This window comes from Limosilactobacillus mucosae DSM 13345 (genome assembly GCF_001436025.1).
Classification (GTDB): Bacteria; Bacillota; Bacilli; order Lactobacillales; family Lactobacillaceae; genus Limosilactobacillus; species Limosilactobacillus mucosae.
This window is the reverse complement of record NZ_AZEQ01000022.1, coordinates 22,731-35,787: the sequence shown is the minus strand read 5'-3', so window position 1 is coordinate 35,787 and position 13,057 is coordinate 22,731. Positions and strand designations below refer to the sequence as shown.

Sequence of the window (13,057 nt, the reverse complement as noted above, 5' to 3'; positions counted from 1 at the left end):
ATGACTTGAAGTCCATGCAACATACCTTGACCATTACCATCATTATCAACATCATAGTAAACGGTACGTCCATCAGGTAACTTATACCAACCCTTAGCAACATTACCATCAGTAGTACTAAAGAAGTACCATTTACTACTGATATTTTGTTCACCATAAAGCATCTCACCAGTTGCATTATAGTAAACAGTACGATTATCACTAAGCTTTTGCCAACCCGTTAAGTTCTTACCATTTTGGTCTTTTAAGTACCAGTGACCGTTTGAGTAAACTTCAGTGGTCTTAGTGGCAGAAGTTGACGACTGGTCCGTAGTGGAGGCGGATGCTGCTGCGGTTGTCATTGAAACCGTGTCAGCTTCTACATTAGAACTAGTTTCAGACTTAGTATTACTCTGGTTGTCTTGAGTTGCCGATGCAGTACTCTGTTCAACAGTTTCAGCAGCCTTCGAAGCTTCAGTTGAAGCTTGACTAGCAGAATCAATTGCTTGATCAGTTGATGACGTTGCCTTCTGAGTCGTATTCGCAGCTGAAGTTGATTCATTAGCAGTAGTAGAAACAGCATCCTCAGATGCAGTAGCAACTTGTGAATCATTGGATACTGCAGTCGTAGTGGTCAAAGCAACCGTACCGTCATCACCACTATTATTATCGTTGCTTGTACCAGTATTGGTATTAGCAACAACTGCTTGATCACTATTGCTAGTTGCTGTACTGTTGTCAGCTTGAGCAACATTACCGCCAGCCATCAAACCAGCAGTTGCAGCTGCTGCAACCAACCACAGCTTGCCTTTTTTATACATTTTAAAGCGTGTCTTAACTTCAGGACTAGGTTTCGCCATCATTTTCTCCTCGCTACTAATTACTCGGTTTTTAAATTTTATTTCTTAGTTAATTTCTTGATTCTTAAAACTATTTAAAAGTTTATCATTGCTATCCTTTTCAATCAACGTGATTGAAAATATGATACATAAATGTCATATATTGGTTACATTTTGATAATACAAAAAAACGCTAATCACCAAATACTGAGGTAAGATTAGCGTTTTTGATAATTTTTTTAATATTACAACTATATGTTAACGTTCGTCGTACATTTGAACGTTGTTGGCAACTTGATTTACATAGTCAGTACCATTGTTTTGGTTAGCTGTGTTAACCATGTCGGAAACCTGGTAAGGGTTCCACTGTTGGTTATTGTAAATGTAAACCGTGTCAGCAATTGGTGAGCCGTCTACATCTTTGCCTTGAGCGTAGTAGTTTACCCATTCACTTTCGTCAGGCTTTGCGCCGTAGATTTGGTAGTAAGTGTTGTTGGTACCATTTGGCAGAGGTGCCAAAACAGAACTTTCGTTCATTGCAGTTACAACCAGTGGACGATTTGCTTGAGGAGCTGCTTCGTTAGTTACGTAGTGGCTCGTGTACCATGCCAGCAAACCAGCCTTTTGCTGATCAGTCATCTGATCTTCATTCAGCTGAGCAGCTTGTGTCTCATTATTTTGAGCAATTGCTGGTTGCTGCGTAGTTGCAGCAGTACCAGAAGCTTGGGCTGTTTGGGTAGTTTCAGTGGTTGGTGCTACTGCTTGAGAATTTGTAGCTGTCTTTGATGATTGCGTTTCAGGCAAGGTAACCATTGCACTGCCGACTTTTAATGTATTAGTGGAGCTTGAAGCTTGGCCAGCCGATGCAGCACTGCTTGAAGCTGCAGTTAAAGTTTCATTTGCGGCAGTTTGACTAGCAGCGTTTTGTGATTCATTCTTTTGATCAGTAGTCTTCTTTTCACTAGCAGCTGCTTTTGCAGAGGTCTTGTGCTTATGAGAAGTACTTTGTTCAGTCCGTGTGCTGTCAGCGTTGCTCTTAGTAGACGTGGTCGTTGTCTTGGCCCCACAACCAGCCAACAGACCTGCAATTACCAAGCTGCTAAGCAAGATGTTCATGTTCTTCTTCATAAGCTTATCCCCCTTACTCTCTTTTGAATTATGCCTTGAAGTTTTTTGCTTATTAACTAAATTAGGTTTGTTACTTAAATATCATTTATGTAACATCCTTGTAACATTATTATAGCATACTCTTTATTTTTTCGTAACCTTTTTGCAAAACAAAATATTTAATAAGTCCACTAGCAAAGTATTGTAAGCGTTTAATCCTAACCATCAAAATCTATATTACGATTGTTACAAATAAAGAGGCTTTTGCTGTAAAAACAAAAGCCTCTTTATTATCCATCTATAAAAATCTACTCAGTACTTCAAGTACAAGAGAAAAAAATCTAACGAATATTTGGATATACTCGAATTATGGATTTTCTCTTCTTTGACATTATTTACCAATCATATTTACTGCTCTATCCAAGCGTTTGAAATACTCCGAATCTTCGAATTTCTTAGTACTTTTATTTACTAACTCTGGGGAAAAGTGTTTTTCTCTCAGCAACATCATTTTGTCTATAAAATCAGAGATATCTCCACTCTTATAAGTAAGACCATTTATTCCATTAATCAAGACATCTTCATATCCACTAAAGTCAGCAACTAGACATGGTATACCTCGCTCCATTGCCTCAATCATTACCATAGGCAGTCCCTCATATTTTGAAGTCAGCACTAAAGCATTAGGATGGACTTCATTTATTATCTTTTCCCAAGGATTTTTATTCCAACCATGAAGCATACACTTTTCAGTAATTTTTAATTTCGTCAAATAATCAGAAACTTCTCCATCACTAGTATCAGCACCAAATAAATCAACGTGAATCTTTTCAGGATACTCTCTTATTCCATTAAATAACTCAATTAAATTTTTTTGACCATATAACATAACTTTCCCAACGTAAACAAGTTTAAGCGTTGAAGTATATTCAGGACTATTAAGTGGACCATCATATTTACTTACAGGATTTAAAAGTAAACGAATCTTATTTTCAGGTATTCCCAAATCCATAAGTTGGTGCTTGATAGGTGTACTAATTGCCCAATGTTCATCTGCTAATTTTATATTCTGTGGGTCAAACATATCTTGATTAATCAAAGAATAATGTATCCAAGAGATGATTGTCCATTTTTTAAAAAAAAGTTTTCTAACAAGAGATGCTAATTTAATAATTGTTGCACCAAGAATCACAATACATTCATTGTTCTTAATGGATGAAAGAGTCTGCAAAAGAAATAATAATTTGTCAAATTTAGTATTACGATTAACTTCTTTAATGACAATCTTAGAATCCATTTTATTTAACCATACACGGTTTTCTGGAATACTGGTTAAATATAATTTAACTTGATGGTACTTTGATAGATGATTTAATACCGTAACTAAAACAGTCTCGGTCCCACCATTTCCAGATAGCTCTGGGCAAACAAAATTTAACTTCATAATAAATTATCTCCTATTAAGCATAGCCTTTGCTTGCTCAATTACCGGCGCATGCAATACGAATAAACAAGTAACATAAATTATGGCTCCCAAAGCTACTTGAATTATAAGATTTATGATTGTCATTTGCATAATTTGATTTAAACGATAAACAACAAAATACATTAGTACCCCACTAATAAAATAACGCCAGAGTGAGGCAAAAAGTTGCCGACGTCGTATAGTTGTACGTACACAATATAATTGAACAAGAGTTACAGCAAGCTCCGAAATAACTGTAGCGACAGCGGCACCTTCTGCTCCCCACACCTGAATCAAAAATAAATTGGCGATAATATTTACTACTGCACCAACCGTTACGGAAAATGTATATTCATTAACACGATTAACAGGCATTAGATATTGCGTTCCAGTAACATTACTCCAAGCAATAAATAAGATAATTGGCGATTCGAGAAAAATCAAACGTCCAGTCTGAACGTACTCCCCTCCTAGAAACCAAGGAGCAAATTTAGCTGAAATTGCCATCAAACCAAACATCATTGGTACTGACAATGCAGTAACGAAATCGAATGAATTATAGAGACTCTTGCGAACTGCTTTAATGTCACCATTCGCAAATTTATTAGCCACATGGGGTAGCATAACTGTCCCTGTTGCCGTTACTACAGACAGAACTAATTTAACGATTTTATCACCATAGTCAAATTGGCCTAACGCTTCTTGCGATGACATATGCCCCAACATCAAACGATTTACGACAACATACACTTGAGTCGTAATAGTTGGGATGAATAATAACAATGATGGGTACAAATGTTGAAAAGGATGCCATTCTTTTATTGCTACCCATTCAATACTGCCTTTTAAATATGGCCATAAAGTTAAATTACCACCAACTTGAGCAATTCCTAATAATAGGATATATTTCCAAAGATCCCCTGGTTCTTTGACTAAGGCAAAAATCAAACCAATTGATATCAATTTTACGATGGTATTCCGTGTAACCGTCTTTTTAAAATCTTCCATTCCCATGAAATACCATGAGACATCTAATCCTGTTGCTACAATCCATAATGATTGTAGCAAGAAGTATTTTCGGAATGTCGTACTAAACAAGAAGATAGCCAACAAAAAGGCAAAGAATGCCATAGTTGATGTAATCAATTGCATGAACTCAATGCCCCAAAAGATTCTGGAACGTTCATGTTTATCATCACGGTGGTAAGCAACCTCTCGATTACCATATAAAGTAATCCCTAATTGACCAATTAAATAAAAAAAGGTTACCCAACTATTCGTGTATGAATTGATACCGCTGCCATGCGCTCCTAAGACCCGCGATACATAGGGGGTTGTGATTAAAGGAGCTAACATTAACAGAATTTGGTAGCCCGCATTATACAGATAGTTTTTGATAACCTTCATGATCTACTTGTCAAACTCCTCAGCCACGGTCGTTAAGGCCGCCTTGATTACTTGATCCATGTTGTAGTACTTGTACTGACCCAGACGACCACCAAAAATAACGTTTGGCGCCTTTTGTCCGGCCAATTCCGTGTATTGTTGGTAAAGAGCATTATTACGCTGATTGTTAACTGGATAGTATGGTTCATCGCCTCGTTTCCAGTCAGCTGGATATTCACGCGTAATGATAGTCTTGCCTTCATCGCCCTTGCCGAATTCAAAGTGCTTGTGCTCAATAATCCGCGTGTACGGAGTTTCGGCATCGGTATAATTAACCACGGCGTTGCCTTGATAGTTGTCTTCATTAAGCTCTTCAGTCTCAAAGTGTAAGCTGCGGTATTCCAACTCACCCAATTCATAGTTGAAGAATTGATCGATCATCCCAGTAAAGACGATCTTAGGGAAGTTTGCCAGATATTCATCTTGTTGGTCAAAGAAGTCAACCCCCAGTTCAACATCGATCAAATCGCTGGCCAGCATCTTTTCAACAATCTGTGTGTAGCCGCCCATCGGAATGCCTTGGTACAGATCATTGAAGTAGTTGTTGTCGTAAGTCAATCGAACTGGCAGACGCCGAATGATAAAGGCCGGCAGCTCAGTTGCCTTTTGACCCCACTGCTTTTCGGTATAGCCCTTGATCAGCTTTTCATAGATATCGCGACCGATTAGAGAAATAGCCTGTTCTTCTAGGTTCTGAGGCTCTTTGCCATCCATTTCAGCTCGCTGCTCATTGATCTTAGCCATTGCTTCTTTAGGCGTTCGAACGCCCCACATCTTATTAAAGGTGTTCATGTTGAATGGCAGGTTATACATTTCCCCTTTGTAGTTGGCCACTGGAGAATTTGTGTAGCGGTTGAATTCCGCAAACTGATTAACGTATTCCCAGATTGCCTTATCCGAAGTATGGAAAATATGAGCACCATATTCATGTACCTGGATGCCATCAACTTTCTTAGTGTAGATGTTGCCAGCAATATGGCTGCGCTTTTCAATTACCTTAACGCGCTTGCCACGCTTAGCTGCTTCGTAGGCAAAAGTGGCTCCAAATAAGCCGGCACCTACTACTAAATAATCATAGTTATTCATTTTTATCCTCTTTTCTCAGAGTTTAATTTTGTAGCAAAAGTAATCAATAGCCAATTTTAACAGAAACTATCATATTAAAAAAGGTCTTCCGTGTTTAAGAAAACCTTTAGCTTTAGTTAAATTTATTTTTGTTGGTCTAATAAGTTGATTAGTTTATTAGAAACTGGACGTTCGATTTTTCTGCCCCACCAATAATTTCCCTTATTAATTTTATCATAGTCATCTTCATCTAGGATAGCTGGTCGACTGCCATGTTTTTCTGTCATTTCAATATAATGATGAATATCTCTATCAATTCTATCTTTATATTGGGAATTGCATAAAATACTTTGAAGCCATATTTCATCAGAGCAGAAACTAGTCGAAAAGATTTTTTCTAATTCAGGATGAATTTCATAATATTTAATCGCATATTCAAGGGCATCTCGTGGGACGTCAACCCACTCTTGTCCGGCATAAATATCTTTTTCATTTACACCATACTTTTTAAGCTTGTTAACACGCCCAATTGTTTGAATAAGTAATAAAAATCGATGATATATTTTACCAAAGGTAGTTCTTCGATTAATTTGATCATAATTAAAATAATATTTAACCCACCAAATTTCAGGCTCACCTGTTTTTTTCATATCAAGCGCTCGCCAGTAATTCATATAGATCTTATTAGTATCTTCAAAAAAATCATAAATCTTTTGAGGTGCTTTCATTGGCCAATCCTGACCAGATATTAGATGAAAGTATTTATTTTTTGGATTCTCTAGAGCCAATTTCATTAAATCAATAGTAGCCCGTACTATACTATAGCTTCCCCATTTGACATCATATTTCGAAAAAAAGTTAACATTTAGTTTTTTCAAACTAAGTTCTTGTTTTTCACTAAGACTAACCTTTTTATCAAAATGGATATATACATTGAAGCAAGAGCTCAATCGTTGTGAAAGCTCGATAACCTGGTCAATATTCTTATGTGCCAAAATTAATACAGCTTGCATCTATTACACCACTTTCGAGTTAATTATTGACTCCCTTGGTAATTCCAAAATGATTAGTAATCCGACGAACCAATGCTTTTCTATCTAAATCATCTGATTTAAAAACGGTAAGATACTTTACTTTATATTCAGAATGTTTTTTCAGCCAAACATTCAACAGACGTTCACTTAGAAATCCATAAAGTCGCTTTTGATAATCAGTATATCCTGACATATCAGTTCTCTTTTCAACCTCAAACAATATATCGAACAACCACTTACAGTACTCATCCATTTTATTCTTGCTTGCATAAAACATATTGTATGGAGACATCCAAGATGAGGAATGCATTACTTCATCAAAAGCTGCAACATAATCCGGATATTTTTCTGAGATAACATCTCGAGTATGTTGCATATCTAAAATATTATTATCCTTTGCAAACTGATTCCATAAATCGCCACCACCTTCGTTTTCAGGATGTGCTACGATCCAGTCATATTCAGTCAGCAAATCATCTAATTTATCAGTACTGATAGGTTTAACTTTATTCCCCATTAAAAGTAAATAAAGATACATAGCATTACGACCGCCAATACTATGCTCGTAAAAATAACGTCGATAATGTGCAAGTCCTACATTCTCAGAAGCTGAATTTTTCCAAATCCAATATAACCCCGTTAACTCACAGTAGTATGGATTTTTATCTGAGATGTTTTCAAGAGTATTATCGGCCAGATAATTATCAGGATTGGCATTAGAGTTAGCACCAACCATCATTGGAAGATAGCCACTAGGAAGCTTATCAGCATATCTAAATGGCTTATGCGTTATTACATAGACAGTCATTATAATTCTCCAAAACTAAATCAATTTCTTCCAAGTGTCAACAGCAAAAGCCACAATCATTCCAAAAAGTAGTCCCAAAGCACTCCCTATAACTACGTATTTTTTTGTAGAAGGAGTTGTCTTAGATACAACGCTATTTTCAGTAGCTTTAGGATAAATATGAACGTTACCAGCACCTGGTTGCATTTTAGGAATTTCTACTTTGGTTGCAGAAGCTGTTGCATTAACAATAGCCACGGCATCTTTTGCAGAGTCTCCATGAGCCTTTATGCTGATTACTAACGATTCTGGATGTGTATCTGCACTTACTGCTGCCGCCACCTGATTTTCAGTATATTTCTTGTGCATCTTTTTAGGTAGCAATTCATAAGCTTTATTAGTAATCTCACGTCCACTTATCATATCAGAATATGTAGAAGTCATGGATAAGTCAGCATTAACTACATCATTTTTTTTATTAGAATTACTGAAATTGTGACTAATAACAATGCTTCTTTCAGCAGTATAAGTTGTTGAACGCTTATGTTTGGCTAATAAGCCAAAGGTCCCACCACCTAAGATTGTAAAAATAATAATTACCAATAAATTTTTGACAATGATTTTTGACAAATCCTGCATGCTATAATTTTTGCTTTTCAATAGTTTTTTCCTCCAATGCCTTGTTAGTTCCCACCTCAGCAAAAAGCGCTAATAAAAATGGATTATATGTTAATTCTAATAGATGCTGTTCAACCATACAGCTAATGGACACAATAAATAAAATAGCTGGAATTACATACCTTTTAGCTGACGTTTCACGAATAGATATGGCCATAAATATTCCCACCATTATAACTGCGACAACTAGTCCGTAAATCATAATCAAACGCATATATGAGGAATCAATATAAAAATATCCTGCATCATGTTGATTAAAAACCTTCATTCCAGCACTTCCACCATGACCATGCTCAATAACCTTTTGTCCCCAAAATGTTATCGGATATCTCCATAAAGACATATTTCCATATGAGAGTCTTCCAGACAATAGGTGGTCTATCATGTAAAATATATGATTAGTATTATCAAAAAGGTAAGTAGCAAAAAAGGTTATAACTGCTAATAAAGGCGTGCTGGTCCAATACAATGAAGCAACTAATTTTGCTACTGGACGATGCTCCAACTCAGCATGCTTAGCAATCCACAAAACTGGTATAGTCAAGAGCAAGCAAATAAAACTCAAACGGGCATTAGTAACTAGCATAGTTATCGATGCAACAATAAAATAGGTAATATAGTACCTAACATTAAGCGATTTATAATTCAAATATGAATGCGCAAGAACTAAATACAAAACATGTGCTGCAAAATCAGTAGGATAGATTATTCCTAAGGCATAACGTGGTACTCGCCCTTTAGCAACAAAAACCATATTTTGAATTACACCGGTCAGTGAAAAGAACATGACCATGAATAGCATTACAGTGCCTAACCAAAAATACCACTTGATAATTTTTTTAAAAGATATGTTACGAGCTCCCAAAATAAAAGCCATCATAACAATAATTAAATTTGATCCTGACATACGCCAAGACACTACTGCTATTACCAATCCAATTGTCGTTAGAAATACTGATTTTAATTGTTGCCTATCAAAAATATATATTTTTATGACTAGCAATCCAACTACCATATATGAAACTAAATTAAATGGACGGGCCCCAATATATGGATTAAAAGTTGTATTACGAATAAAAGAGAAGAAAAAATACAATACAAACGCAAAAAAGTAAAGTATTTCTCCATCTAATCGTGTTTGCCAAGCCTGTTTCATTCTTAACGACAGATCAGACATCTATTCTCTCCTTAAAAGTATTAGTGTTCACCGTGTCCCATGATTTTACGTTTTAAGAACTTACCGCCTTTTAGCAGCCAGTTCTGCTTTTCCATAAAGACATAGTTAACGTCAACCGTCCGATACTCTGGATGGCATCCCAGCCAGGTGTCCAACAGCAATTCACTCAAAAAGCCAAAGACCCGCTGCTCATATGGCGTGTAGTTGGAATAGTCGATACGCTTTTCTACTTCGCCTAAGATATCAAACAGCCAAGTGCAGTACTCATCGAGCGGCTGTTTTTTCATAATCATCATGTTGAAATAGTGTGCCTTGGTCCGCTTCATTACGGTTTCAAATGATTTGGCATAGGCAGGATACTTTTTGTTGATAACCTCGCGCGTAACTTCCAACGGCTCATGTTCATGAACGTGCAGGTAGTGCGATTCGTTGGTCTCAATAAAGTAGTTGCGCTGCTTTGGCAAAACAACGTCATAATCCTTTAACAGATTCTCCGCTTCAGCCGTACTCAAGACCTTGCTTAAATCCTTGTCATGATGCAAAGAGAAGTAGCGACGATAGTGAACCAGGCCCAGTGCATCAACATCTGGCAGGTTTTTCCAGCCCCAGTAAAGCGCGGTCAGTTCGTTATAGTGCGCGTTCTTCTTAGAGATATTGTCACCAGTATTGTCGCCTTGGAAAGTATCGTTAACGTCTGGATGCAGATCCTTGCCGACAAATACCGGCAGATACATTGGATCACTAGGCATTGCGTAGTTTTTGTGCACCGCTACTAAGACTTTAATGTTCACTAATCTTTCCCTCCGACTCAGTAAGCACCAGTATTTTTAAAGATGCTGATAATATTCTTAAACATAATCTTTACATCATACCAATATGACGCATGATCAACATAGCTTAATTCCAGATCACAGCGCTCGGGATAGCCGATATTGCTGCGGCCGCTAGCCTGCCAAAGTCCCATGGCACCCGGCTTGACCGACAGGAACTTATCGACGCGATCGCCATATTCCTTGAGTTCTTCTTTAACGACTGGCCGTGGTCCCACGATGCTCATGTCGCCTTTTAAAATATTGATGAATTGTGGAATCTCGTCAATTGAGGTTCTTCTTAGCCAGCGTCCCAGCTTGGTAATGCGTGGGTCCTCATCTGGCTCGAGCTTATAGTTGTTTTCAACGTATTTTTCATAAAGCTCGATGTTGGAATGCAGGATCTCGTCAGCATTAACGATCATTGAGCGAAACTTGTACATTTTAAAAGGCTTGCCGTTTTTGCCGATTCGGGTCTGCTTAAAAAATAGCGGTCCCTTATTGTCGCCAAAGCGGTTGGCAATCCAAACGCCTAAAAACACTGGACTAAATCCAATCAAAGCGAGCAGCGACAAAACGATGTCGGTCAATCGCTTAAAGAAAAGATAGGTCAGTGATTGTTTTTTTATTTGACTTTTTTCCATGATTTCCGTTGACTCTGTTTCTTCAATTTGATTTTGCATAATATCACTTAAAACTCTAGTTAAGATTTTTGAAAGCAATTCCTTATCAAAACAATACTTTCTACATAATACCAGTAAATCATAAATTTAAAAAGACATTTTAAAACCACTGCCATTTTCAAGCGTTCTCATGCTCATTCAGCCAATGCTCAACCTCATCTAAGTCAAAGCCTTTTCGATACAGAGCCTGCTTAACCTTAAGCCGTCTTTCATAATCCGTCTGCGCGCGTTTCTCATAGCGCCGCCAAGCCTTTGCCGCTTCTTTGGCCAATAGTTCGTCTTCCTGCTCAAGATCAGGCTGTGGCGTCACAGTGTCCTTGATCTCATTGAACAAATCAGCCGCATAGCCATTCGTCGCCAATCCCTGCCGCACCTTTTCGGCCTGGCGACGCGCCGGCAGCTTGTTATAGCGTTTAAACAGCTTTTTGGCCAGCTTGGTCGCGTTCTCCAGCTGCCGCTCCGGTGTAAACTGCACCAGGGCACTGTCGATATCCAACTCGCCGATCTGCTTTTGCCGCAGTTTCTGCCGAATCACCTGGGGCCCTTTCAGTTCCGTATTCATCACCGTGCGTACGTAGCTGGCCGCGTACTCGTGATCATCTAAAAGATGGAGCCCGCGCAGCTTTTGCATCACCGGTTCAATATCTTCAGCCGGGGTCTTGAGCTGGCGCATCTTCTCATAGACGTCATGTTCCGTTCGCAGCTGGTGAGCCAGATAGTCCAGCATTTTATTATAGGTCCTGGCAATCTCATCATCATTAGAGATCTGGGCCAGCTGTGCTTGATCGAGTTCCATCCCCTTCATGAGCCGGTACTTGATCAAGACGCTTTCGGCTACGGCAAACGCATACTTGCCATCAAGATAGATATTATAGCGGCCAGGACGTTTTTGTGCTTCAATTTTTGAAATTTTCGCCATTTCTTAAAAACTTCCTCACTTTAACCAAATATAAGTCCAACTGTTCAAAGCGCCAGCAGGTCCTTCCTGCCGGCGTTTTTACTTTTATTTATGCTCATCATAATGGTAGCGGTCGTTAAACTCGCGATGCCGCATCTTGCGCACGTACTGCCAAAGATGCTTCTTTTCCTTGATCTCGCCGTCATGGGCATCCTGCAGCGTGGCATTGATGGTGGCCCCGATCATGATCACCATCCCAGACAGATCCAGCCAGATCATCAGCACGATAAACGCCCCAATCGTTTTATAAGACGTAATGTTATGGGCAAAAATCATCGTGTAATAGGAAAAGACACGGGAAAGTCCCATCCATAAAAGATCCGCAATCAAGGCGCCCGGAATCACGTAGCGCAGCTTGACCAAAGCGTTGGGAACAAAATAATACAGCAGCGTTAAGAACACAAACAGCGCCCAGAAAGTAACCGGCCACTTGATCGACCTAAAGAACGTGACGTATTTGGTACTAAAACCCAAGATCGGCTGCAGGCTGCTCAAGGTCTGTTCACCAAGTCCGTACAAAATCACCAGCGTCGTCACGATAAGTAAGATGACCAACATCCAAAGAAACGACACGGCGCGGTTGATGATCGGATTTTGGTTTTCCGCGACCCCATAGGCATGATTGACGCTGCGCTGAAAAGCCGCGATTCCCAGGCTGGTAGACCATAATGCCACGATCGCACCCAAAGTCAACGTACCGCCGTTTCCATGCTGCAGGAAGTCATAGATGATCGGTCTTAAAAAGTCATACACTGATTCTGGAATCGCCGTCTGCAGATAGTCCAAGACGGTTTTGGCATTCAGCCCCAACATTGGCAGCAGGTTACCGACCACGATGATCGCCGGAAAAACCGACAGCAGCGAGTAGTAGGCCAAGACCGCCGCTGACGCTGAAACCTGTGCCATGGTGAAATGCTTAATAAAAAGCAGCACGAAATTTTTTATTTTATTCGGCTTTTTGTCCATGGTTAACCTGCCTTATCTCAGAAATAATGTTTTTAATTTTATCAGATTATCAGCACGGAGCGAC

Annotated in this window: 13 protein-coding genes; all 13 read right to left on the bottom strand. The window is 38.8% G+C overall.

Annotated features, from left to right (window positions below; translation table 11 throughout):
- On the bottom strand, positions 1-839 hold an 839-nt coding region (locus FC47_RS08940), incomplete at its 3' end, for a KxYKxGKxW signal peptide domain-containing protein (protein WP_056968672.1).
- A 237-nt stretch (positions 840-1,076) separates the two neighbouring features.
- Positions 1,077-1,946, bottom strand: coding sequence for a hypothetical protein (locus tag FC47_RS08935; protein ID WP_056968671.1), 870 nt, complete (start codon positions 1,944-1,946; stop codon positions 1,077-1,079).
- Between the two features lie 370 nt (positions 1,947-2,316).
- Positions 2,317-3,369, bottom strand: coding sequence for a glycosyltransferase (locus FC47_RS08930; RefSeq protein ID WP_056968670.1), 1,053 nt, complete (start codon positions 3,367-3,369; stop codon positions 2,317-2,319).
- A gap of 6 nt (positions 3,370-3,375) precedes the next feature.
- On the bottom strand, positions 3,376-4,797 hold the full coding sequence (locus tag FC47_RS08925; RefSeq protein ID WP_056968669.1) for an oligosaccharide flippase family protein: 1,422 nt from the start codon (positions 4,795-4,797) through the stop codon (positions 3,376-3,378).
- A gap of 3 nt (positions 4,798-4,800) precedes the next feature.
- Positions 4,801-5,922, bottom strand: coding sequence for a UDP-galactopyranose mutase (gene glf, locus FC47_RS08920; protein WP_056968668.1), 1,122 nt, complete (start codon positions 5,920-5,922; stop codon positions 4,801-4,803).
- 122 nt (positions 5,923-6,044) lie between these two features.
- On the bottom strand, positions 6,045-6,914 hold the full coding sequence (locus FC47_RS08915) for a beta-1,6-N-acetylglucosaminyltransferase (RefSeq protein WP_056968667.1): 870 nt from the start codon (positions 6,912-6,914) through the stop codon (positions 6,045-6,047).
- A gap of 19 nt (positions 6,915-6,933) precedes the next feature.
- Positions 6,934-7,743 carry a DUF4422 domain-containing protein gene (locus tag FC47_RS08910; protein ID WP_056968666.1) on the bottom strand — a complete coding sequence of 270 codons (810 nt, stop codon included), beginning with the start codon at positions 7,741-7,743 and terminating at the stop codon, positions 6,934-6,936.
- A 15-nt stretch (positions 7,744-7,758) separates the two neighbouring features.
- A complete protein-coding gene (locus FC47_RS08905; RefSeq protein ID WP_056968665.1) occupies positions 7,759-8,382 on the bottom strand; it encodes a YveK family protein in 624 nt (207 codons plus the stop codon).
- Positions 8,363-9,577 carry a hypothetical protein gene (locus FC47_RS08900; RefSeq protein ID WP_056968664.1) on the bottom strand — a complete coding sequence of 405 codons (1,215 nt, stop codon included), beginning with the start codon at positions 9,575-9,577 and terminating at the stop codon, positions 8,363-8,365. The genes FC47_RS08905 and FC47_RS08900 overlap by 20 nt, the downstream gene beginning before the upstream one ends.
- Positions 9,578-9,597: 20 nt before the next feature.
- Positions 9,598-10,368, bottom strand: a complete 771-nt coding sequence (locus tag FC47_RS08895) for a DUF4422 domain-containing protein (protein ID WP_048345241.1) — start codon at positions 10,366-10,368, stop codon at positions 9,598-9,600.
- A gap of 17 nt (positions 10,369-10,385) precedes the next feature.
- On the bottom strand, positions 10,386-11,033 hold the full coding sequence (locus FC47_RS08890) for a sugar transferase (RefSeq protein ID WP_202812960.1): 648 nt from the start codon (positions 11,031-11,033) through the stop codon (positions 10,386-10,388).
- Positions 11,034-11,187: 154 nt separating this feature from the next.
- Positions 11,188-11,988: a recombination regulator RecX gene (gene recX, locus FC47_RS08885; protein WP_056968662.1), complete on the bottom strand. Its 801-nt coding sequence runs from the start codon at positions 11,986-11,988 to the stop codon at positions 11,188-11,190.
- 84 nt (positions 11,989-12,072) lie between these two features.
- On the bottom strand, positions 12,073-12,993 hold the full coding sequence (locus FC47_RS08880; protein WP_056968661.1) for a YihY/virulence factor BrkB family protein: 921 nt from the start codon (positions 12,991-12,993) through the stop codon (positions 12,073-12,075).
- Positions 12,994-13,057 lie beyond the last annotated feature (64 nt).